This window comes from Micromonospora sp. HK10 (assembly GCF_000982955.1).
Classification (GTDB): domain Bacteria; phylum Actinomycetota; class Actinomycetes; order Mycobacteriales; family Micromonosporaceae; genus Micromonospora.
In genome coordinates, this window is sequence record NZ_KQ058894.1 from 31,421 (window position 1) to 54,294 (window position 22,874).

At 75.1% G+C, this 22,874-nt stretch carries 19 protein-coding genes; 8 read left to right on the forward strand and 11 right to left on the reverse strand.

Annotation, left to right across the window (positions count from 1 at the left end):
• Nucleotides 1-74 precede the first annotated feature (74 nt).
• Nucleotides 75-767 carry a lysophospholipid acyltransferase family protein gene (locus tag LQ51_RS28730; RefSeq protein WP_046571119.1) on the reverse strand — a complete coding sequence of 231 codons (693 nt, stop codon included), beginning with the start codon at nt 765-767 and terminating at the stop codon, nt 75-77.
• 330 nt (nt 768-1,097) lie between these two features.
• Here LQ51_RS28730 and LQ51_RS28735 point away from each other — a divergent pair, with 330 nt between their 5' ends.
• Entirely contained in the window at nt 1,098-1,943 is an 846-nt protein-coding gene (locus tag LQ51_RS28735; RefSeq protein WP_046571121.1) for a hypothetical protein, read from the forward strand.
• A gap of 163 nt (nt 1,944-2,106) precedes the next feature.
• Nucleotides 2,107-3,525 (forward strand): alpha,alpha-trehalose-phosphate synthase (UDP-forming), encoded by a 1,419-nt coding sequence (locus LQ51_RS28740; RefSeq protein WP_046571123.1) that lies wholly within the window; start codon nt 2,107-2,109, stop codon nt 3,523-3,525.
• Between the two features lie 16 nt (nt 3,526-3,541).
• On the opposite strand, the gene LQ51_RS28745 is transcribed toward LQ51_RS28740, so the two are convergent.
• From LQ51_RS28745 to LQ51_RS28770, 6 genes are all read right to left on the reverse strand, one after another.
• Complete coding sequence (locus LQ51_RS28745; protein WP_046571125.1) at nt 3,542-4,366, reverse strand: alpha/beta hydrolase; 825 nt, start codon at nt 4,364-4,366, stop codon at nt 3,542-3,544.
• Between the two features lie 40 nt (nt 4,367-4,406).
• On the reverse strand, nt 4,407-5,810 hold the full coding sequence (locus tag LQ51_RS28750) for a flavin-containing monooxygenase (protein WP_046571127.1): 1,404 nt from the start codon (nt 5,808-5,810) through the stop codon (nt 4,407-4,409).
• A 103-nt stretch (nt 5,811-5,913) separates the two neighbouring features.
• The gene (locus tag LQ51_RS28755) at nt 5,914-6,615 is read right to left on the reverse strand and encodes an endonuclease/exonuclease/phosphatase family protein (RefSeq protein WP_046571128.1); all 702 of its coding nucleotides are present in this window, start codon (nt 6,613-6,615) and stop codon (nt 5,914-5,916) included.
• Between the two features lies 1 nt (nt 6,616).
• Nucleotides 6,617-7,564 carry an ROK family glucokinase gene (locus LQ51_RS28760; RefSeq protein WP_046571129.1) on the reverse strand — a complete coding sequence of 316 codons (948 nt, stop codon included), beginning with the start codon at nt 7,562-7,564 and terminating at the stop codon, nt 6,617-6,619.
• A 73-nt stretch (nt 7,565-7,637) separates the two neighbouring features.
• Nucleotides 7,638-8,291, reverse strand: coding sequence for a hypothetical protein (locus LQ51_RS28765; RefSeq protein WP_046571131.1), 654 nt, complete (start codon nt 8,289-8,291; stop codon nt 7,638-7,640).
• A 41-nt stretch (nt 8,292-8,332) separates the two neighbouring features.
• On the reverse strand, nt 8,333-8,788 hold the full coding sequence (locus LQ51_RS28770; RefSeq protein WP_046571133.1) for an SRPBCC family protein: 456 nt from the start codon (nt 8,786-8,788) through the stop codon (nt 8,333-8,335).
• 175 nt (nt 8,789-8,963) lie between these two features.
• On the opposite strand from LQ51_RS28770, the gene LQ51_RS28775 reads away from it, so the two are divergent.
• The 5 genes from LQ51_RS28775 to LQ51_RS28795 all read left to right on the forward strand — a co-directional run bounded on the left by LQ51_RS28775 (nt 8,964) and on the right by LQ51_RS28795 (nt 15,936).
• The gene (locus LQ51_RS28775) at nt 8,964-10,766 is read left to right on the forward strand and encodes an AMP-dependent synthetase/ligase (protein WP_046571163.1); all 1,803 of its coding nucleotides are present in this window, start codon (nt 8,964-8,966) and stop codon (nt 10,764-10,766) included.
• Nucleotides 10,767-10,780: 14 nt separating this feature from the next.
• Nucleotides 10,781-12,472 carry a sensor histidine kinase gene (locus LQ51_RS28780; protein ID WP_046571135.1) on the forward strand — a complete coding sequence of 564 codons (1,692 nt, stop codon included), beginning with the start codon at nt 10,781-10,783 and terminating at the stop codon, nt 12,470-12,472.
• Between the two features lie 7 nt (nt 12,473-12,479).
• Complete coding sequence (locus tag LQ51_RS28785; RefSeq protein ID WP_007072219.1) at nt 12,480-13,148, forward strand: response regulator transcription factor; 669 nt, start codon at nt 12,480-12,482, stop codon at nt 13,146-13,148.
• A 204-nt stretch (nt 13,149-13,352) separates the two neighbouring features.
• A complete protein-coding gene (locus tag LQ51_RS28790; RefSeq protein ID WP_046571136.1) occupies nt 13,353-14,165 on the forward strand; it encodes an SAM-dependent methyltransferase in 813 nt (270 codons plus the stop codon).
• Nucleotides 14,095-15,936, forward strand: a complete 1,842-nt coding sequence (locus LQ51_RS28795) for a putative bifunctional diguanylate cyclase/phosphodiesterase (RefSeq protein WP_082159707.1) — start codon at nt 14,095-14,097, stop codon at nt 15,934-15,936. Before LQ51_RS28790 ends, LQ51_RS28795 begins: the two co-directional genes overlap by 71 nt.
• A gap of 58 nt (nt 15,937-15,994) precedes the next feature.
• Here LQ51_RS28795 and LQ51_RS28800 read toward each other — a convergent pair whose 3' ends face one another.
• Nucleotides 15,995-16,669, reverse strand: coding sequence for a response regulator transcription factor (locus LQ51_RS28800; protein WP_046571141.1), 675 nt, complete (start codon nt 16,667-16,669; stop codon nt 15,995-15,997).
• Entirely contained in the window at nt 16,621-17,925 is a 1,305-nt protein-coding gene (locus tag LQ51_RS28805; RefSeq protein ID WP_046571164.1) for a sensor histidine kinase, read from the reverse strand. Before LQ51_RS28805 ends, LQ51_RS28800 begins: the two co-directional genes overlap by 49 nt.
• Before the next feature lie 161 nt (nt 17,926-18,086).
• Between LQ51_RS28805 and LQ51_RS28810 the strand changes: the two genes are divergently transcribed.
• Nucleotides 18,087-20,204, forward strand: coding sequence for an MMPL family transporter (locus LQ51_RS28810; protein WP_046571142.1), 2,118 nt, complete (start codon nt 18,087-18,089; stop codon nt 20,202-20,204).
• A 159-nt stretch (nt 20,205-20,363) separates the two neighbouring features.
• Here LQ51_RS28810 and LQ51_RS28815 read toward each other — a convergent pair whose 3' ends face one another.
• The gene (locus tag LQ51_RS28815; protein WP_046571144.1) at nt 20,364-21,488 is read right to left on the reverse strand and encodes a glycosyltransferase family 4 protein; all 1,125 of its coding nucleotides are present in this window, start codon (nt 21,486-21,488) and stop codon (nt 20,364-20,366) included.
• Nucleotides 21,485-22,744: a M48 family metallopeptidase gene (locus LQ51_RS28820; RefSeq protein ID WP_046571145.1), complete on the reverse strand. Its 1,260-nt coding sequence runs from the start codon at nt 22,742-22,744 to the stop codon at nt 21,485-21,487. The genes LQ51_RS28815 and LQ51_RS28820 overlap by 4 nt, the downstream gene beginning before the upstream one ends.
• Nucleotides 22,745-22,874: the final 130 nt, after the last annotated feature.

The window sequence follows — 22,874 nt, forward strand, 5'->3', positions numbered from 1 at the left end:
GGACCCTCTTCGGGACGGCGTGCCTACCGCCGGGCCGGGCGGCGGCCGGGCGGCGGCCGGGCGGGGCGGGGCTGTCAGGCGGGGATGGGGTGGTGGGGGGTGGCTTTCAGCTTCTGGGCGTACGTGTCGACGTACTCGCGGCCGGAGAGCTCCATCAGCTCGTACATGATCTCGTCGGTCACGGCGCGCTCGACGAACCGGTCGCCGGTCAGCCCGGCGTACCGGGAGAAGTCCAGGGGTCGGCCGAAGCGGATCCGCACCCGGCCCAGGTTGGGGATGATCTGGCCGGTGGGCTGGATGGCGTCCGAGTTGAGCATCGCCATCGGCACCACCGGGGCGCCGCTCTCCAGCGCGAGCCGGGCCACCCCGGTCTTGCCCCGGTAGAGCCGGCCGTCGGGCGAGCGGGTCCCCTCCGGGTAGATGCCGGCGATGCCTCCGGCCCGCAGCACCCTGAGCTGCGTGTCCAGGGCGGCGCGGGCGGCCCGGCCACCCGAGCGGTCGACCGGGATGGTCCCGGAGCCGACGAAGAACATCCTGGTCAGCCAGCCCTTGAGGCCCTTACCGGTGAAGTACTCCGCCTTTGCGATGAATGTGACTTTTCGCTTGACGATGAGCGGCGTGAAGATCGAGTCCGAGAACGACAGGTGGTTGCTGGCCAGGATGACCGGGCCGGACTCCGGCACGTGCTCGAGCCCGTCGACCTGCGGACGGAAGATCAGCCGCAGCGGCGGGCCGAGGATGATGTACTTCAGCAGCCAGTACAGCACCGGGGTCCTTCCGCAGCCGGGAACGGTGACGCCCGGGCCGCCGGAACGCCCGGTGCGGGCCACCGGGCCGGGCCCGGACCGCGCCCGGGGCGCCGTCGGCGAGCGGGACTGTCGGGGAGAAGCCTACGAACCGGGAGCGGCACGCCACAACGCACTCCCGGAACCGGGTCCCGACGTGTCACGATTCAAGGCACGACCACCTCGGGTCACGGCGGGGCGCCGGGCCGGCCCTCATCCGGTCCCGGGAACACCGCCCGCCGGGCCGAGGTTGTCGCAGGCGTATCGAGCGCCGGAGCGGACGCACGACGGTGCGGCGAGGGAGGGTGTCCGGTGTCAGCGGGTGGGGCACGCCGGGGGCGGCGGGACAACGGGCTCGACGCGGCCGAGTACGCGGTCGCGGGCGACGTCGACCCGCGCGTCGGTGAGCACCTGCTCGACGTGCTGGCCGCCGGCGGCATCGCCGCCTACCTCCAGCCCTCCGCCGACCTCAACCCGGTCACCCGCACCACGACGGTGCCGCCCCGCCCGGTCGACCGGCTCTACGTCGACCGCTCGCACCTGACCACCGCCCGGGACTACCTCACCCAGCTGGCCGACGAGGGGGGCCGGGAGCCCGCCCGCGACGACGAGCCGGACATCGAGGCCGAGTGGGCGCGGATCGTCGCCGGCTTCCACACCGCCCCGGCGGCCGGCAGCCATCCGTGGCCCGCCGCCGAGGACATCGACGACGACCCGGTCGACCCGGCCGGGCCGGGCCCGGGCACCGGCGGCCGCGCCGAGGAGACCGCGGGCCCGACCGCGACCGACGTGCGCCGCCTGCCGTACGCGGCGGACATCTCCGGCGTGTCGCTCGGCCGCAGCCCGGCCGACGAGCCGTCGCTGCTGGACGGGCTGGACACCTTCGGGGCGGACCTGCCGGGCGGGGAGGAGGACCACTACACCCCGCCGCCACCGCCGCCGCTGCCCCGCTTCTCCAAGTACGCCGTGGTCGGCGTGCTCTGCATCGTCCTCGGCTTCCTGCTCTTCCTCTCCCCCACCCTGCTGTCTGCGGTGGACCCGTCGGTGGTGACCCTGTTCGGCTTCACCGGTATCCTGGCCGGTTTCGTGATGCTGATCTGGCGGCTGCGCCCGGGCGACCCGGAGGACCACGACCCCGACGACGGCGCGGTCGTCTGACCGCCGCCCGGATCGCGGGACGCGCACGCCCCCGGGCCGATCGCGTAACAGGGGTGTAACTTACGGTCAGTAGGAATACCGCTGTCCGTCACATCCCGCACCGGCTGTCCGGATCGCTCCTCGCCGCGTCGGCCGGTCCCCCCTGCTGATCGGAACGCCCGAGATGCGACAGAGCCCCCTCGTGGTGGTGGCCAACCGCCTGCCCATCGACGACAGTGTGGCGCCGGACGGCGCCTTCGAGTGGCGCCGCAGCCCCGGTGGCCTGGTCAGCGCCCTGCACCCGCTGCTGCGGCACACCCCGGCCACCTGGGTCGGCTGGGCGGGCGGCACCGGCCCGGCGCCGCACCTGCCCGCCGTGGACGGGGTGCGGATGCACTCGGTGCCGCTCAGCGGCGAGGACCTCCGCGACCACTACGAGGGCTTCGCCAACGCCACCCTGTGGCCGCTCTACCACGACGCCGTCGAGCAACCCGAATACCACCGCCGCTGGTGGGAGGCGTACCAGCGGGTCAACCAGCGGTTCGCCGCGGCCGCCGCCGAGGTGGCCGAGCCGGGCGGCCTGGTCTGGGTGCAGGACTACCACCTCCAGCTGGTGCCCGGGCTGCTCCGCGAGCTCCGCCCCGACCTGCGGATCGGCTTCTTCCTGCACGTGCCGTTCCCGCCGCCGGAGCTGTTCATGCAGCTCCCCCGCCGGGCCGAGCTGCTGCGCGGGATGCTCGGCGCCGACCTGATCGGCTTCCAGCGGGCCCAGGCCGCGCACAACTTCGCCCAGCTCGTGACGAAGGTGCTGCAGCTGCCGGCCACCGACCGGCGGATCGGGGTCGGCGACCGGGTGGTGCGGATCGGCGCGTTCCCGGTCTCCATCGACACCGCCGAGATGGCCGCGCTGGCCACCCGGCCCGACGTCGCCGAGCGAGCCCGCCGGCTGCGGCAGGACCTCGGCGACCCGGAACACGTCATCCTCAGCGTCGACCGGATGGACTACACCAAGGGCATCGAGCAGCGGCTCAAGGCGTACCGGGAGCTGCTGGCCAGCGGGGACGTGAAGATCCCGGGCACCGTGCTGATCCAGGTGGCGGTGCCGAGCCGGGAACGGGTCGGCCAGTACCAGGTCCTGCGGGACCGGGTGGAGCACCAGGTCGGCCGGATCAACGGCGAGTTCGGCCGGGTCGGCGAGCCGGCCATCCACTACCTGAGCCAGCCCTTCGACCGGGCCGAACTGGTCGCCCTCTACCGGATCGCCGACGTGATGGCGGTGACCCCGCTGCGCGACGGGATGAACCTGGTGGCCAAGGAGTACGTGGCCGCCCGGGTGGACGACACCGGGGCGCTGCTGCTGTCCGAGTTCGCCGGGGCCGCCGCCGAGCTGGAGCAGGCATACCTGGTCAACCCGCACGACCTGGAAGGGCTCAAGCAGTCGCTGCTGGCCGCGCTGCGGGCCACCCCGGAGGACGTCTCGGCCCGGATGCGGGCGATGCGGGCGCACCTGCACCACCACGACATCCACGCCTGGGCCCGGTCGTACCTGCGGGCGCTGGACCACACCGGCTCGCTGCTCAGCCGGCTCGCGACCGCCGACTGACCGCGCCCTTCGGCGGTCAGCCCGCCGCGGGCGCCGGGTCCTTCTCCAGCCAGTCCAGGATCGCGTCGACCGGTTCGCGCCAGCGGGCGTCGAGCATCAGGTCGTGCCCCATCCCGGGAAAGAGCAGCGGCGCGGAGGCGTACCGGCGGGCGGCCCGGGTCAGCGCGGCCGGCGGCACCACCCGGTCGTCCGGGCTGCCCAGCACCAGCACCGGCGGGCGGCCCACCGCCGGCTCCGGCCCCGGGCCGCTGAGCAGCTGCCACTGCGCCCGCCGGCTGGCCCGGCCCAGGCGGGCGGCGTAGCGGCGGGCGTCGGCGTCGGGCAGCTCCCGGCTGAACAGCTGCCGGCGGTTCAGCCGCAGGCCGGCCCCGAGGACCGCGGGCAGGGTGCCCAGCGGGTTGCGGCGCAGCGCCGTGCCGAACGTCGCCCAGTCCCCGAGCACCGGCGCCACCAGCACCGCGGCCCGGGCCGGGTAGCGGGCCAGGGCGTGCGCGACCACCCGGGCGCCGGCACCGTGCCCCACCAGCACCGCCTGCCGCGGCAGGCCCGCGGCCACCTGGACCACATCATGGGTGTACGACCGCAGCGTCGCGTCCGGCGCCGGCTCGCTGCCGCCGTGCCCCCGCAGGCTCACCGCGTACGCGGGGAAGCCGCGGGACGCGGCGTGCTCCAGCCAGTGCTCGGCGAAGGCCCACGCGCCGTGCCCGAAGCCGGGCACGAAGAGCAGCGGCGGTTTCGCCTGTTCCAGCGGGGGCAGCGCGGAGAGCACCTCGCGGCGGGCGGCGCGCTCCGGGCGGGCCCACTCCCAGGCCCGGACGACCCGGACCCGCTCGGCGCTCACTGCGCCGCTCCCTCGGTCACGACCGTGGCACGCTCCCGGGTCACTTGCCCTCCAGCTCGTACAGGGCGCGCTGGAGCGCGCGCAGGTAGTCGGCGTGCCCGACCTCGAACCAGTGCCGGGTGCTGTCCTTGACCTTCCCCGAGTAGCGCTCGCCGAGGCCGGCGGCGACCCGGCGGGCGAACGCCCCGGCCCGCTCCGGCCGGCTGGTGCGCAACTCGAGCAGCCGGGCGAAGAGCACGCTCTGCCAGTGCGCGATGGGGAAGATGCCGGAGTCGGGCTGCACCAGGCCGACCACGGCCAGGGTGGGGTGGCCGGCGGCGAACGCGTTCAACCAGAGCCGGGGCCGCCCGGTGCCCTCCTCGTCGCCGAGCACCCCGCCGCCCAGGAACTCGAAGCGCGGCAGGTAGCCGGTGGCGAAGACGACCAGCTCGGGGTCGATCTCACGGCCGTCGGTCAGCTCCACCGTCCGGTCGTGGAACCGGGCCACGTCCGGCACCGGGGTGATCTCCCCGTGCCCGACGTAGTAGACGAGCTGGCTGTTGGCGATCGGGTGGGTCTCGTAGACGCGGTGGTCCGGCTTGGGCAGGCCGAACCGGGTCAGGTCGCCGACGGTGAGCCGCAGCGTCCAGTGGTAGAGCCACTGCCGTACCCGCAGCGGCACGCGCAGCGCCAGCAGGGTGTCGTTGACCTGGTCGGCCGGGCGGCCGAAGACGTACTTCGGGGCGTACCAGTAGCCGCGGCGGGTGGAGTGCCAGCAACGGGAGGCCTGCTGGGCCGCCTCGACGGCGATGTCGCAGCCGGTGTTGCCGGCGCCGACCACCAGCACCCGCTTGCCGCGCAGCTGGGCCGGATCCTTGTACGACGAGGCGTGCATGACCTCGCCGCGGAACTGCTCCAGCCCCTCGTAGCGGGGCAGCTTGGGCGACCAGTTGTGCCCGTTGGCCAGCACCACCGCCGCGTAGCGCGAGGTGCGCTCCGGGCCGTACCCGCCGGTGCTGCGGGTGGTGACGTCCCAGCGGTCCCCCTCGACCGGCTCCACCCGGACCACCTCGGTGCCGAACCAGACGTGCTGGCGCAGGTCGAAGTGGTCGGCGTACCGCTCGAAGTAGGACAGCAGCTGGGCGTGGTGCGGGTAGTCCGGCCAGTCGTCCGGCATCGGGAAGTCGGGGAACTGGGTGAACGGCCGGGACGAGATGAGGTGGGTGCTGGCGTACACCGGGCTGCGGTCGTGCCGCCAGTTCCACGCCCCGCCGACGCCGGTCTCCCGCTCGTAGCAGTCCACGCCGAAGCCGTGCTCGCGGAGGTTCTTCACGGCGGTGAGGCCGCTGGCGCCCGCGCCGATCACGCAGACGGTGTCGCCCCGGTCGGAGACCGGGCGGCCGTCGCGGGTCAGGGCGACCGCCGAGTCCGGATCGGGGCGGCCGAGGTCGGTGGAGGAGGGCACCGGGGGACATCTCCTTTGTGCGGCACGCGGGCCGGGTCGGTGCGAAATCCTGCCGAGAATGCCCGCCGTTGTCCAGCCCCGCCCGCGCCCGGCGGGGCGGGGCTCAGCCGGCGGCGGGCAGCAGCAGGTCGACCAGGATCGGGAAGTGGTCGCTGGCCTGCCGGGTACGCGGGGTGTCCACCACGTCGTAGTCGACGACCGTGACGCGCGGGTCGACGAAGAGCGCGTCGATGCGGTGCCGGGGGTGCGTGCAGGAGTAGGTGTGCCGGTCGGCCCGGTCCATCGCCACCGCCGCGTCGGTCAGCCCCGCGGCGATCGTCCGCCAGGCCGGCCCGTCCGGCCCCTCGTTCAGGTCGGCGCCGGCCACCACCGGCAGGGTCGCGGCGGCCAGTTCCCGTTTGAACGCGGCGGCCTGCGCCGGCCGCTCCGCCGGGTCGGTGGACAGGTGCGAGCCGGCCAGCAGGAACCGGCTCCCGCCGACCCGGCACTCGGCGTACGCGGCCCCGCGCAGGTGCCGGCCGGGGGTCAGCGGGTAGCGCTGGCAGCGGGTGCCGGTGACCCGGACCCGGAGGCTGGTGAGCAGCACGTTGCCCAGCGACGGCAGCCCGCCGGCGGCCACCACGAGGCCGAACGAGTCGGCCAGCGTGGCGGTCTTCTGCCGCCACCGGAACCGCCGGGGCCCCTCCTGCACGATGACCACGTCGGGCGCGGCGGCCCGGACCACCTCGGCCAGCGCGGCCGTGTCGTCCCGCTGGCTGTGGATGTTGTACGACACCACCCGCAGCGGCACGCCCTCGCCGGGCACCTCAGATCCGCCGGGCGAGGTCAGCGGCGCCGATCACGCCGGCGGTGTTGCCCAGTTCGGCCGGGCGTACCTCGGCCACGGGCAGCCGGCTGCGCTGGGCCAGGGCGTCGGTGTACGACCGGCGGGTAGGGCCGAGCAGCAGCTCGCCGGCGTCGATCACGCCGCCGCCGACCACCAGCACCTGCGGGTCGAGGATCTGCGCCATGTCCGCGAGGCTGGTGCCGAGCCAGCGGCCGACCTGGGCGAACGCCTCGGTCGAGACCGGGTCGCCGCCCTTGGCCGCGGCGGTCACCATCGGGCCGGTGACCGCCTCGGCCTCGCCGCCGGCCAGCTCCAGCAGGGCGGCGGCCCGGTGCGGCTCCTGGCGGGCGGCGGCGCGGGCGAAGCGGACCAGGGCGCTGCCGCTGGCGTACTGCTCGATGCAGCCCAGCCGGCCGCAGCCGCACTGGTGCCCGTCGGGCACGGTGAGCATGTGGCCCAACTCGGCCGCGATGCCGTTGGCGCCCCGGAGCAGCTCACCGCCGAGCACGATGCCGCCGCCGACCCCGGTGCCGATGGTGAACATCACCATCGAGTCGTCGGCGTGCCGGGCGGCGCCGTAGCGGAACTCCGCCCAGGCGGCCACGTTCGCGTCGTTCTCCACCACCACCGGCAGGCCGGTGGCGGTGCTGACGTACTCGCGCAGCGGCTCGTCCCGCCACGCCAGGTTGGGGGCGAAGAGCACGGTGGACCGGGAGGCGTCGATCCAGCCGGCCGCGCCGATCCCGACCGCCTCGACCGTACGGCCGGTGGCCAGTTCGGCGACCACCTCGATGATGACGTCCCGGGTCTTGGCCACGTCGTCGGCGGGGGTGTCCCGTCGCGTCTGCACGAGCACTGTGCCGGTGTCGTCCACGACACCGCCGGCCACCTTCGTGCCACCGACGTCGACTCCGATGGTCAGCGTCACCGCTGCCAACTCCCCTCTGCTGTGCTGCCCGACGTCGGCCGAACCGGCCGTGCCACGTCGGGATGTCCGGTGCTCAGGCCCCGTCGCCTGGTGCGTCCTCGCCCACCTCGCCGGACGCCCGCGAGACGGGCACCGCGGGCCGGCCGGCCGGCGGCCGGCGGGTGGCCGGCACGTCCGGCCCGGCGACGTGGGCGGGCTCCGGTTCGGCCGCCTCCTCCGCGCGGGTGGCGGCGGACCAGACGTCCGGCTCGGGCGCCGGCTGAGAATCATGCCCGGTACGGGTCGCCTCGCGCCACACGTGGTCCCCGGTCGGCTGCCCGGCGGTCGCCTGGTCGGCGCCCGTACCGGCCGGGGCGGGGGGACCGTCCGGGGCGAACGCGCGCAGCAGGCTGGCCACCCCGGCCGCGAGATCACCCGCGCCGGTGGCCAGGCGTTCGGCGAATTCGGGACTGGGGTCACGCAACGCGGCGATACCCCGGCAGATCGGGCAGACGCAGCACTCCGCCGATCCGGTGGCGAACCGCCCCGGACCGCCACCGGCGGTCGGGTCCGGGTCGCCGGCGCCGGCCGCGCCGGGGGTGTGACCGAGCACACCGGAGAGGATCCCACCGAGCGGACCCCAGGGGCCGGCCCCGGGCGAGGCGGCGGCCAGCCGGGCGCCGGCCACCAGCGTGGCGACGAGACGCTCAGCCTCTTCCCGGGCCGAACCCGGATCAGTGGTGCCCATGGGTCGGCTCCTCTACCGTGGCGACCGGTCGGCCGGTCGGGTCAGTGGGCCGCACCGGGTGCTTCTACCCGGCGCTTGAGCTGCTTCAACGCCGCGTCCATGATCATTTTCTCGGCCTTGCGGCGAAACATGCCGAGCATGGCCACGGAGAGCTCCACCTCCAGGGTGTAGGTCACCGTGGTCGTCCCGTCCGGATTGCCGGCCAGGTCGTACGAACCGCGCTGGGACTTCTGCATCTTCGAGGGCGCCACCAGGTGCCACTCGATCCGGGAGATGTCCTCGGCGTACTCGTAGGCCAGCACGTACTCGTCGGCCAGCACGCCCGCGTCGATGGTGAACCGGACCTGGCTGGCGTACCCGTCCTCGTACTCCTCGATCACCTCCGCGCGCCGTACCGCCTCGGCCCACTCCGGGTACCGGGGAAAGTCGCAGATGACCGCCGCCACGTCGTCCGGTGACGCGCCGACGATGATCGACTGGGTGGAGGAGTCCGCCATGGGGGGAGGCTACCCGGCGGGCGCCCGCCCCGTGCCGCTCCACCCCACCCGGGCGCGCGCGGGGGATCCCAGCAGCCGGCGGGCAACCTCCCTCGGGCAGTCGACGGCCGGGCCGGGTAGGTTTCGACACAGCCGGCCAAGGCCGGCCCGGCCAGTGCGAGCACGAGGAGTGCAGGTGCGCGAGTTCTCCGTCCCGCCGATCGTCACCGTCGGCGACGCGGCCAACCTGACCGACCCGGTCTGGGAAAACGCCGAGGTCGCCCCGGACGCCGTGCAGTTCGCCCGGCGGGCCGGCGACGGCGGCGCCTGGACCGACGTGACCTGCCGGCAGTTCCGGGACGAGGTGGTCGCGGTAGCCCGCGGCCTGGTCGCGGCCGGGGTCAACCCCGGTGACCGGGTCGCGCTGATGAGCCGCACCCGCTACGAGTGGACCCTGCTCGACTACGCCATCTGGGCCACCGGCGCGGTCACCGTGCCGATCTACGAGACCTCCAGCGCCGAGCAGGCCGCCTGGATCCTGGCCGACTCCGGCGCGGTCGCCGTGGTGGTGGAGACCACCGCGCACGCCACCCTGGTCGCCGGCATCCGGGACCGGCTGCCCGCGCTGCGTGAGGTGTGGCAGATCGAGCTGGGCGCGGTGGACCAGCTGGTCACCGCCGGCGACGCGGTCGACCCGGCCGACATCGAGGTACGCCGCAGCACGCTGCGGGCCGACGACATCGCCACCATCATCTACACCAGTGGCACCACCGGCCGCCCCAAGGGCTGCGTGCTGACCCACCGCAACATGTACGCCGACATCGCCAACGCGGTGCCGGTGCTGCCGAACCTGTTCCGCCCGGGCGCCTCCACCCTGCTCTTCCTGCCGCTGGCGCACGCCTTCGCCCGACTCATCCAGATCGGCGTGGTGCAGGCCCGGGCCACCATGGCGCACTGCGCGGACACCAAGAACCTGGTCGACGAGCTGCAGGAGTTCCGGCCGACCTTCGTGCTCTCCGTGCCGCGGGTCTTCGAGAAGGTCTACAACGGCGCCCGGCAGAAGGCCGAGGCCGCGGGGAAGGGCCGGATCTTCGACCGGGCGGAGCAGGTCGCCATCGCGTACAGCGAGGCGCTGGAGACCACCGACGGGCCGGGTGTGGCGCTGCGCGCCCAGCGTGCCGTCTTCGACCGGCTGGTCTACCGCAAGCTGCGCGCCGCGATGGGCGGCCGGTGCCGGGACGCGATCTCCGGCGGCGCACCGCTCGGCGCGCGGCTCGGGCACTTCTTCCGCGGCATCGGGGTGACCATCTGCGAGGGGTACGGCCTCACCGAGACCTCCCCCGCGGCCACCGCGAACCTGCCGTCGGCCACCCGGATCGGCACGGTCGGGCGCCCGCTGCCCGGCGTCACGATCCGGATCGACGACGACGGCGAGATCCTCATCGCCGGCGAGATCATCTTCCGGGGGTACTGGCACAACGAGGCGGCCACCGCGGAGTCGATCAGCGCCGACGGCTGGTTCCGTACCGGCGACCTGGGCGAGCTGGACGAGGACGGCTACCTGCGGATCACCGGCCGGAAGAAGGAGATCATCGTGACCGCCGGCGGCAAGAACGTCGCCCCGGCGGTGCTCGAGGACCAGGTCCGGGCGCACCCGCTGATCAGCCAGTGCGTGGTGGTCGGCGACCGGCAGCCGTTCATCGCCGCGCTGGTCACCCTCGACGAGGAGGCCCTGCCGAAGTGGCTGGCCGGGCACGGCCGGCCGGAGACCACCGCCGTCGCCGAACTGCGCGACGACGAGGCGCTGCTGGCCGAACTCCAGAACGCGATCGACCAGGCCAACCGGTCCGTCTCCAAGGCCGAGGCGATCAAGGTGTTCCGGATCCTGCCGCAGGACTTCACCGAGGCGACCGGCGAGCTGACCCCCTCGCTGAAGGTCAAGCGGCAGGTCGTGCACAAGACGTACGCCGCGGAGATCGCGGATATCTACCGGGGCTGACTACGATCCGTCACGTGCCCGCCTCCACACCCAGCCCGCCCCAGACGCAGCCGCTCGCCGCGGCCGCCCGCCTGGTCCTCCTCGCGCTGGTCGCCGCCCTGACCCTGTTCGCCACCCGCGACGCCGCGGCGCTGTGGTGGATCGCCCTGCTGGGCGTCGCCGGGTTGCCCGCCGTGCTGGCCCCGCAGCACCGGCTGCTCGGGCTGCTCAGCCGCTTCGCCGAGGTGGTGGTGCTCGGGCTGGCCGCCAGCCAGATCGCCGCCGACACCCGGCTGACCGGGGTGACCGGCGGCCTGGGCGCCTCGGCGGTGCTGCCGTACCTGGCCGTGCCGGTCACCGTGACGGCGCTGCGCCGGCGGTTCCGGGAGGGCGCCGCGCTGCTCGCGGTGGCGGCCGCCACCCTGCTGGTCAGCGCCGCGTTCACCGAGGTCGGCGGCGAGCCGCAGCTCGGCCAGCTCGGCTACCTGGCGGTCAGCGCCCAGTGGCTGATCCTGGCCGGCCTCGGCCTGTACACGGCCGGCACCTTCCAGCGGGTGGTGCGGGTGCGCGGCGAGGGCAAGCCCCAGCCGTACGCCGAGGCTACCCGGCTGCTGACCCAGCTGCGCACGGTGGCCCGCCAGCTGCCCGGGGCGACCCTGGACCCGGGGGGCATCTCCGAGCACCTGCTGGAGGAGCTGCGCACGGTGGCCAAGACCGACCGGGGCGCGGTGCTCTCCGCCTCCGGCGGCGGCCGGCTGGTGGTGCTCGCCCAGATCGGCGCGGACCGGGTCGACTGGGAGACCACCCTCGACGCGGACTCCGCCATCGCCGACGCGTGGGCCAGCCAGCAGCCGCAGACCGCCGCCCGCTCGCAGGCCCGCTCCCGGCATGCCGGTGAGGTCTCCGCGCTGATCGTGCCGCTGGTCGCCGGGGTGCGTACGGTCGGCCTGGTGGTGGTCGAGGCGGACACCCCGCACGCGTACCCGCCGGCGGTGGTGTCCCGGGTGACCGCGCTGACCGGGCCGGCGGCGCTGCGGCTGGAGGCCGCGCTCCTCTTCGACGAGGTGCGCTCGCTGGCCACCAACGAGGAGCGGCAGCGGCTGGCCCGGGAGATCCACGACGGGGTCGCCCAGGAGCTGGTGATGGTCGGCTACGGCATCGACAACGCCCTGGCCACCGTGCACGAGGACGCCGAGGAGACCGCCGAGTCGCTGCGTACCCTGCGGCAGGAGGTCACCCGGGTGATCACCGAGCTGCGGCTGAGCCTGTTCGAGCTGCGCAGCGAGGTGGACCGGCACGGCGGCCTGGCCGCCGCGATCGCCGAGTACGCCCGCACCGTCGGCGCGTCCGGCGGGCTGCGGGTGCACCTGTCGCTGGACGAGTCCACCGCCCGGCTGCCCGCGGCGACCGAGGCGGAGCTGCTGCGGATCGCGCAGGAGGCGGTCACCAACGCGCGCAAGCACGCCGGCGCGTCGAATTTGTGGGTCACCTGTGAGGTCGACCCGCCGTACGCGCAAATTGAAGTGTCGGATGACGGTCACGGCATCGGTGACCAGCGCCCCGACGGGCACTATGGTCTTGCGATCATGGCGGAGAGGGCGGAACGTATCCGGGGCCGGTTGGAGATCAGGCCGCGGCAACCCAGCGGCACGACCGTGGCGGTGGTACTCGGCTCCTCGCCTCGGCGCGATAAGGTGCGCGGCAGCGCAGCAGCAGAAGGGGAGTAACCCGAGGATGACCACTAGTCCGACACCGGCCACCCGTACCAAGGTTCTCCTTGTCGACGATCACGACCTGATTCGCAAGGGACTGCGGCACGCCTTCGAGCGGGACCGGCAGTTCGAGGTCGTGGGTGAGGCCGCCACGGCCGCCGAGGGTGTGCGCCAGGCGGGCGCCCTCCAGCCGGACGTGGTGATCATGGATCTGCGGCTCCCCGACGGCAGCGGCCTGGAGGCCACCCGCGCGCTGCGCAAGTCCAGCGCCTCGATGGGCATCGTGGTGCTCACCATGTACGCCGGCGACGACCAGCTCTTCGGCGCCCTGGAGGCGGGGGCGAGCGCGTTCGTGCCGAAGACCGCCCCGGCCGACGAGGTGGTGGCCGCCGCCCGGCACGCCGCCTCCTCCCCCAGCGCGTTCACCGCCGCCGACCTGGCCGAGGCCATGAAGCGCCGGCTGGCCCCGTCCGGCCCGCAGCTCTCCCCGCGGGAGGGCCAGGTGCTGCGGCTGCTCGCCGACGGCATGAGCGTCGCCGGCATCGCCAAGCAGCTCTTCGTCAGCGAGTCCACCGCCAAGACGCACATCTCGAAGCTCTACGAGAAGCTGGGCGCCGCCAACCGGGCCCAGGCGCTGATGACCGCGCTGCGGCTGGGCCTGCTCGAGGCACCGGACGCCCCCAAGTTCTGACCCCGCGCCGACGCCCGCCGGGCAGCGGCCCGCGTACCCGCCCGGGACGCGGGCCGCTCCCGCGCGTCGCGGCAACGTCGCCGCGTACCGTGATCGGACGGTGACGCAACGACGGTGGTCTTTGCACCGCGACCGCGGGCGGGCAGAATACCCGGGTGGTCGCGCGGGCGGGACCCCGCGCGCTGGAAACAAAGGGGCAGAGGCATGCAGCGGCCGGACTGGGCACCCGACTCGATCGACGTGGAGCGCCCCAGCGTCGCCCGCATGTACGACTACTACCTCGGCGGCTCGCACAACTTCGCGGCCGACCGGGCCGCCGCCCAGGCGATGATGGCGGCCGTGCCGGAGGCACCGCTGATGGCCCAGGCCAACCGGGCCTTCCTGCGCCGGGCGGTGCAGTTCCTCGCCGAGTCCGGGGTGCGCCAGTTCCTCGACATCGGCTCCGGCATCCCCACCGTCGGCAACGTGCACGAGGTCGCCCAGCGGGTCGACCCGGAATGCCGGGTGGTCTATGTCGACGTCGACCCGGTCGCGGTGGCGCACAGCCGGGAGATCCTGGCCGACAACGACCGGGCCACGGTGATCCAGGAGGACCTGCGCCGTCCGGCGGCCATCCTCCAGCACCCCGAGGTGACCTCGCTGCTGGACCTCACCCAGCCGGTAGCCGTGATGATCGTGGCGGTGCTGCACTTCGTCCCCGACGAGGACCGCCCGGAGGAGATCCTGCGGACCCTGCGGTCCGCACTGGCCCCCGGCAGCTACCTGGTCATGTCGCAGGCCAGCGACGACGACCGGGGCGAGACGGGCGAGCGCGCGGAGGCCGAGCGGGTCTACCGCCGCACCGACAGCCAGCTGTTCATCCGCAGCCGCGCCGAGCTCACCGCGCTCTTCGCCGGCTTCGACCTGGTCGAGCCGGGCGTGGTCTGGGTGCCGCAGTGGCGGCCGGATGCCCCGGAACAGGCGGAGGACGCGGCCAAGGCGGTCTTCATCGGCGGCGTCGGGCGGCTCGGTGACTGAGCCGGCCGGCCGGGACCGGTCCTGCCCGGGCACCTTCGCCCGGGCCTGGGCCAAGGCGGTCGCCGGCACGAGCTACCTGCCGATGGCCCAGGCCCAGCTGGAGGCGTTGCTGCAACGGCTCACCGAACGGCTGGCCGTGGCGCTCCGGTCCGAACCCTTCGACCTGCGCATCGGCCAGCAGGTCGGCGCGGAACTGGTCCGCGCGCACATCGCCTCCGCCGAAGGGCTCGGCCGCACCGTGGAGGTCATCCAGCTGCGCCTGGTCCGCGACCTCGGCCTGGTCGCCGAGGACGTCGAGGACCGGATGGCCCGACTGCTCGCCACCGTCGCCACCGGGTACGCCCGCGCGCTGCGCGACCGCACGCTGGACGAGCAGGAGACCATCCGGCGGGCCGCCATGACGGCCCGGGCGCAGGCCGAACGGGCGCTGCGGGACAGCGAGGCGCGCTTCCGGCACCAGGCCACCCACGACCCGCTGACCGACCTGCCCAACCGCACCCTGTTCACCGAGCGGCTGACCGCCGCGCTGACCCGACCGGGCCGCCACGCCGACCGGGTCGGGGTCTGCTTCCTCGACCTGGACCGGTTCAAGGTGGTCAACGACTCCCTCGGCCACCAGGTCGGCGACCGGTTGCTGATCGCCGTGGCGAACCGGCTGCGCGCCGCCCTCGGCGAGCACCTGGTGGCCCGGCTGGGCGGCGACGAGTTCGTCATCCTGGTGGAACGGACCGCGGGCACCGACGACGCGGTCCGGGTGGCCGAGGCGGCGCTCGCCGCGGTGAACGAGCCGGCCCTGGTCGACGGGCACGAGCTGACCGTCTCGGCCAGCATCGGCATCGTCGAGCGGCAGGTGGCCGACACCACGCCGGTGGAGCTGATGCGGGCCGCCGACAGCACCCTGCATTGGGCCAAGGCGGCCGGCGGCGCCCGCTGGTCGCTCTTCGACGCCGACCGCAACCGCCGCGAGCTGGCCCGGTACGCGCTCAGCGCGGCCATCCCCACCGCGCTCGAGCGGGGCGAGTTCTACCTCGACTACCAGCCGCTGACCGCGCTGCGCGACGGCCGGGTGCTCGGCATGGAGGCGCTGGTCCGCTGGCGCCACCCGGAGCTGGGCGTGCTCCGGCCGGACAGCTTCATCGGGCTGGCCGAGGAGACCGGGCTGATCGGGCAGCTGGGCGGCTGGGTGCTGGCCGAGGCGTGCCGGGAGGCCCGGACGTGGGCCGACCAGGCCGGCGACGCCCCGTTCGTCAGCGTCAACCTGGCCGTGCAGCAGGTCCGCCGGCCGGGGCTGGTGGACGAGGTACGCGCGCTGCTGGGGCGTACCGGCCTGCCGCCGGGGCGGCTCCAGCTGGAGATCACCGAGAGCACCATGATGAGCACCGCCGAGGAGCCGGTGCGCGCCCTGCGGGTGCTGGCCGACCTCGGCGTCCGGATCGCCATCGACGACTTCGGCACCGGCTACTGCAACCTCGCGTACCTGCGGGGTCTGCCGGTGACCGAGCTGAAGGTGGCCGGCGAGTTCGTCACCGGGCTGCGCGCCCCCGCCGACGACCCGGCCAGCCGCACCGACGAGCGGATCCTCGCCGCGCTGGTGTCGCTGGCCCACGCGCTGCGGGTGACGGTGACCGCCGAGGGCGTGGAGACCGCCGAGCAGGCCGCCCGGCTGCGGGCCATCGACTGCGACGCCGCGCAGGGCTGGCACTTCGGCCGGCCCGGGCCGGCGCGGCAGCACCTGGACCGCTCCCCCGCCCTCTCCGGCACCGGCGTCTGACCGCCGGCTCAGGCACGCGCCCGGGGTTGGCGGCCGGCACCGGCGCCTGACCGCCGGCTCAGGCACGCGCCCGGGGCTGGCGGCCGTCCTCCCCGTCCAGGTACGCCAACACGGCGAGCACCCGCCGGTTGTCGTCGTTGGACGGCGGCATCCGCAGCTTGCTGAAGATGCTGTTGATGTGTTTGCTGACCGCCTTCTCGGTGACGAACAGCCGGCCGGCGATCGCCGCGTTCGAGCGCCCCTCGGCCATCAGGCCCAGCACCTCCCGCTCCCGGGCGGTCAGTTCCGCCAGCGGCTCCGCGCCGGCCCGGCTGGCCAGCAACTGGGCGACCACCTCGGGGTCCATCACCGTGCCGCCGGCGGCCACCCGGCGCACCGCGTCGACGAACTGGTCGACGTGCGACACCCGGTCCTTGAGCAGGTACCCGACGCCCCCGCGCCGGTCGGAGAGCAGCTCCCGGGCGTACAGCCGCTCCACGTGCTGGGAGAGCACCAGCACCGGCAGCCCGGGCAGCGCGGCCCGGGCCCGGATGGCCGCCTGCAACCCCTCGTCGGTGAAGGTGGGCGGCAGCCGTACGTCGACCACCGCCACGTCGGGGCGGTGCGTGGTGAGTGCGGGCAGCACCGACGGTCCGTTGTCGACGGCCGCGACCACCTGGCAGCCGAACGCCTCCAGGATCCGGGTCAACCCGTCCCGGAGGAGGGCGAGATCCTCGGCGATGACAACTCGCACGGCAGCTCCATGGTGACGACGGTGGGTCCACCGACCGGACTGGTCACCGCCATCGTTCCATCGAAGGCCGCCAGGCGGCGCCCGACACCCGCCAGGCCGCTGCCCGCCGCCGGGTCCGCGCCGCCCCGCCCGTCGTCGCCGACCACCAGGGTCAGCCGCCCGTCGGCGTACCGCACGGTGATCCACGCCCGGGACGCCGCGCTGTGCTTCGTGACGTTGGCCAGCCCTTCCGCCACCGCGAAGTACGCCGCCGACTCCACCGGCGCCGGCGGCCGCCCCGGCAGCTCCACCGTCACCGCCACCGGCAGCGGCACGGACAACGCCAACGCCCGCACCGCGCCGTCCAGCCCGCGCTCGGCGAGCACCGGCGGGTGGATGCCCCGGACCAGGCCGCGCAACTCGGCCAGGGCCTGCCCGCTGGTCTCCCGGGCCTCGGCGAGCAGGCGGCGCACCGCCTCCGGGTCGCGCTGGACGAGCTGCTCGGCCAGCCCGATGCTCATGCTCAGCGCCACCAGCCGGGCCTGCGCCCCGTCGTGCAGGTCCCGTTCGATCCGGCGCAGCTCGGCCGCCTGGGCGTCGACCGTGTCGGCCCGGGTGACGGTGAGCTGGCGGACCCGCAACGCCAGCGCGGCGGCCCGGGTCGGCGGCAGGAAGTAACCGGCGAAGGTCAGGTGCAGCCAGACCAGCCAACGCCCGGCGGCCAGCCCGGCGGCCAGGACCAGCACCCCCAGCGGGACGCAGAGCACCGCCTGGAACAGGTTGCCGATCGGCCAGAACGGGCCGTAGCCGTACCAGACGTCGGCCAGGTGCAGCAGCACCGGCACCCCGAGCGCGCCCTCCAGGCCGTACAGCGGGAGCGCGAACGCGGCCAGGCACACCGCGCCGGTCACCGCGCCGGGCAGCAGCCAGGACAGGTCCCGCCAGGTGGCCGGGTCGGTCACCACCCAGCGGAACCGCCGCCACGTGCCGACCTGCGCGCCGGGCGGGGCCGGCAGGTACGGGACGGGCAGCTCCACCCCGCTCCACCGGGCCAGCCGCCGGTGCGACCCGGTGCAGAGCCGGACCAGCGCGGTGACCATCGGGAACAGCGCGAACCCCACGCCGAACGCCGGGATGAGCAGCAACGCCACCAGCGACAGCACGACCAGCAGCACGTGCGTGGTCAGCGACAGCAGGGCGATCAGCAGCCCCTGCGCGGCGGTGACCGCGGCGGGTCGCAGGCCGGCGCGGATTCGGTCGGATACCGGGCTGTCCACGGCACCCATTCTCCGGCACCGCCCCGCCGGAAGCGGTGGTGCTGGCACCACCCGGGTCGGCGGGATGACACCCCTGACCGGGGGCGGCCCGGGCCGAAGGATCGGAGACGAGACGGGGGCCGTGCCGGTTCCCGACGGTGACCGACCGAGAGGAAAACCCGATGTCCCCACAACGACTGGCCGGCCTGCCGTCCGGCCGCCGCGGCAGGTACGCCGTGCTGCTGTTCTGGCTGGTGCTGCTGTCGGTGGCCGGGCCGCTCGCGCTGAAACTCGGCGAGGTGCAGGACAACTCGACGCTCGGCGCGTTGCCGGCCGGGGCGGAGAGCAGCCGGGCGGCCCAGCGGGCCGCCGACGCCTTCCCCGAGTCGCGGCGCCAGCTCGCCATCGCCGTCTACGTCCGGGACACCGGCCTGACCGCCGCCGACCGGGCCCGGGTCGACGCCGACCGGGCGGCCTTCGCCCGGTACGCCGAGGGCGGCGCGGTCTCCCCGTTGGTGCCCGCCGCCGACGGCCGGGCGCTGCTGTTCTCCCTGCCGGTCAGCGCGGACGACGACCGGCGCGCCGAGGCGGTGGGCGCGCTGAAGGACCGGCTGGCCGACGGCGTCCCACCGGGCCTGCGTACCGCGCTGACCGGCGACGCGGCGGCCGAGCACGACGTCTTCGACGCGTTCGGCGGGATGGACGGGGCGCTGCTGCTGGCCACCGCGCTCACCGTCGCGGTGCTCCTGCTGGTCACCTACCGCAGCCCGGTGCTGTGGCTGATCCCGCTGCTCGCGGTCGGCGCCGCCAACCAGCTCGCCGGCGGCGTGGTCTACCTGCTGGCCAAGCACGCCGGGCTGGCCGTGGACTTCCAGAGCCAGACCATCCTGACCGTGCTGGTCTTCGGCGTCGGCGTGGACTACGCCCTGCTGCTGATCGCCCGCTACCGGGAGGAACTGCGCCGACACCCCGACCGGCACCGGGCGATGGCGGCGGCGCTGCGCCGCTCGTACGGCGCGGTGTGCGCGTCCGCGGCGACCGTCGCGATCGGACTGCTCTGCCTGCTCGCCGCGGACCTGCCGTCCACCCGCGGGCTGGGCCCGGTCGGCGCGGTCGGCATCGCCGCGGCGCTGCTGGCCATGACCACCCTGCTGCCGGCGGTGCTGGTGCTGCTCGGCCGGTGGCTGTTCTGGCCGTTCGTGCCCCGCTACACCGCCGACGCCGGCACCGTCGACCGGGCCGCCGACCACGGCGGTTGGCGGCGGATCGCCAACCTGGTCGCCGGCCGGCCCCGCGCGGTCTGGCTCGGCACCGCCGCCGTACTGGTCGCGCTGACCCTCGGCATCGGCAACCTCAGCCTCGGCCTGCCCGACGACGAGTCCTTCACCACCGAGGTCGGCTCGGTCACCGGGCAGCACCTCATCGCGGCCCACTATCCGGGCGGCTCGGCCGCGCCCGCCGAGATCCTGGCGGCGGCCGGGGCGACCGACCGGGTGGTGGCCGCCGCCCGCGCGGTGCCCGGCGTGGCCGAGGTGGCACCGCCGCAGCGCTCGACCGACGGCCGGTGGGTGCGCGTCGAGGCGGTGCTCGCCGCCGCCCCGGACAGCGACGCCGCCCGCACGGCGGTGACCGGGCTGCGGACCGCCGTGCACGCGGTGCCCGGCGCGCAGGCCGTGGTCGGCGGGCGGACCGCGACGCTGCTCGACGAGCGGCGCACGGTGGACCGGGACAACCGGGTGGTCATCCCGCTGGTGCTCCTCGTAGTCCTGGCCGTGCTGGTGCTGCTGCTGCGGTCGCTGGTCGCGCCGCTGCTGCTGATGGCGAGCGTGGTGCTGTCGTTCGCGGCCGCGATGGGGGCCGCCGGGCTGCTGCTGCACGCCATGGGCCACCCCCGGCTCTTCGTCGGGGTCCCGTTGCAGACGTTCCTGTTCCTGGTGGCCCTCGGGGTGGACTACACGATCTTCCTGATGACCCGGGCCCGGGAGGAGACCGCGCTGATCGGGCACCGGCCGGGCATGCTGCGCGCCCTCACGGTCACCGGCGGGGTGATCTCCAGTGCCGGGATCGTGCTGGCGGCCACCTTCGGGGCGCTGCTGGTGCTGCCGCTGGTGCCGTCGGTGCAGACGGGCGTCATCGTGGCGGTCGGCATCCTGCTCGACACGCTGCTCGTACGCAGCCTGCTGATCCCGGCGCTCACCCTGGACCTGGGGGTCCGCACCTGGTGGCCGGGGCGGCTGTCCCGCCGCTCCCCGCAGCCCACCCCGCCGCCGCCCACCCCCGAACCGGCGCTGGCCGCGTGACAGCAAGGGCCCCCGGTCAACGACCGCCGTCGTGCCCGGGGGCCCGCGCGACGCCGGTCGCTGCCCGGGGCCGCGCCCGACGCCAGCCGACGCCCAGGGCCCCGCCCGGCGGCGGGCGTTGCGCTCGAGGTCGCCGCCGAACTGCCGGCGGGGGCGGGGTCAGCCGGCGAGCAGGGCGGCCATCCGCTCGGCCTGGGTCTCCCACCGCCACTCCCGCTCGACCCAGGCCCGGCCGGCCGCGCCGAACTGGCGGGCCAGGTCCCGATCGGCGAGCAGGGTGGCCACCCGGTCGGCGAGCTGGGCGACATCCCGGCCACGCACCACGTACCCGGTCTCCCCCTCCCGGACAGCGTCCGGCGCGCCGCCGGAGTCGCCCGCCACCACCGGAAGCCCGGTCGCGCTGGCCTCCAGGTAGACGATGCCCAGGCCCTCCACGTCCAGGCCACGGTTGCGGGTCCGGCAGGGCATCGCGTACACGTCGCCGGCGGCGTAGTGGGCGGGCAGCTCGGCCGACGGCACCGAGCCGGTGAAGACCACGTCCCGGTCCACCCCGGTCTGCCGGGCCAGCTTCTCCAGCGCCGCCCGGTACGGCCCGCCCCCGACGATCAGCAGCGCCGCGTCCGGCACCCGGCGGCGGATCTCCGGCAGGGCGCGGATCAGCATGTCCTGCCCCTTGCGGGGCACCAGCCGGGACACGCAGACCACCACCGGCCGGTCGGCCAGCCCGAGCCGCACCCGCACCCGCTCCCCGTCCACCGCCGGGTGGTAGGTCTCCACGTCCACACCCGGGGCGAGCCGGCGCAGCTCGGTCACCCCGTCCAGCACCCGGGCCAGCCGGACCCGGGTGTACTCGCCCAGGTAGGTGGTCACGTCGACGCCCCGGCCGATGCGCCGCAGCGCCGACCGGGCGCCCGGCAGCGTCGCCCAGCCGGCCTCGTGACCGTGGGTGAGGGCCACCGCGCGCCGGATCCCGGCCCGGCGGCGCAGCCCCGCCGCCAGCAGCCCCAGTGGGGCCGCCGCGCCGAACCACACGGTGTCGCAGTCGTACGCCCGGGCCAGCTTGGCGGCGCGCCGGGCGATCAGCGGGGTGGGCAGCAGCACCTTGGTGCGTTCCCGGACCACCTCGAACGGCTGGTCGGCGTCGAACTTGGCGGCCCCGCGCCAACTCGACGCGTAGACCACCACCGAGCCGGCGGGCTGCCGGATCGCGAGGTGGTGCACGAACGACTGGATGCCGCCGGGACGCGGCGGGAAATCGTTGGTGATCAGCAAGGTCCGGCTCATCGCCCGCTCCCCCTGGCGTAGGCGCGGGCGGCGGCCATCCGCTCCACGGTGGACGGGTGGCTGGCCGACCAGAGGTACTCCCAGCGGGGCGGGTCGGGGTCGGCGAGGTTCACCCCGGCCAGGCGGCGCTGCATCGCCTCGAAGGTGGCCGGGTCCCCGGTCAGGGCGAGCGCGTGCGCGTCCGCCCGGGCCTCCACCTGCCGCGACACCAGGGCCTGCACCGGAGTGGCCACCAGCCCGGCGATGGTGACCAGCGCGATGAGCAGCGGAAACGCCCGCGGCTGGGCGATCCCGTCGACGCCGGCCAGCCGCAGCAACGGCGGCCACGAGCCGATCAGGAACAGCGCCACCACGGCGGCGGCCGCGCCGAGCGCCCCGAGCACGGTGCCGGTCCAGACGTCCCGGTCCCGGGCGTGCCCCAGCTCGTGCGCCACCACGCTGGTCACCTCCTCCGGGGTGGCCTCGCGCAGCAGCGTGTCGTAGACCACCACCCGCCGGGTCGGCCCCAGACCGGAGACGTACGCGTTGACCGCCCGGGTCCGCCGCGACGCGTCGGCGACCAGCACGTCGCGCACCGGCACCCCGTCCCGCTCGGCCAGCGCGACCAACTCGGCGCGCAGCGGGCCCGGCTCCATCGGGGTGAACTTGTTGAACACCGGCTCCACCAGCACCGGGAGCACGAACGACAGCAGCACGACCAGCAGCGCCGCCCCGGCCGCGCCGAGCGCCCACCACCAGCGCGGGGCGAGCCGCACCACCGCGTAGAAGCCGAGCAGGACGAGGGCGCCGATGATCGCGCTGACCGCGTACGACTTGACCAGGTCGACCGCCCAGCCGCTCCAACCCTGGGTGCTCAGCCCGTACCGGACGAGCACGGTCTGCCGCCAGGCGGCGAAGGGCAGGGTGACCAGGTCGGCCAGGAGCAGCACGGCGAGCCCGCCGAGCACCGCCTGGGCGATCCAGTGGTCCCCGAAGGGCCGTCCGGCCAGCTCGACCAGGCGACTGCCCAACGGGGTGAACCCCAGCACCAGGGCGACCAGCAGACCGACGGCCAGCGCGGACCACGCGGCCGGGCGCAACGCGCCGTGGAAGGCACGCCCCCGGGTGACCTGCTCGACCGGCAGCGACCGCAGCGCGGCCAGCTGGTCGACGCGGGGGGCCGGTGGCCGGCCCCAGGGGATCAGCACCGCCCCGGCCACCACCAGCGCGACGACCAGCCCGGCCAGGGTGAGCACCGCCCAGCCGCGCGGGGTCACCGCGCCCCGCCGTGGTATCGCGCCCGAGTCATGCCGTTCCCTTCCGCCGTGACCGCTCATCCTAAGCCCGACCGACCGCCGCCCCACCCGCCGGACGCCGGACGCCGGCGGCCGGCGGCCGGTGGCGGTG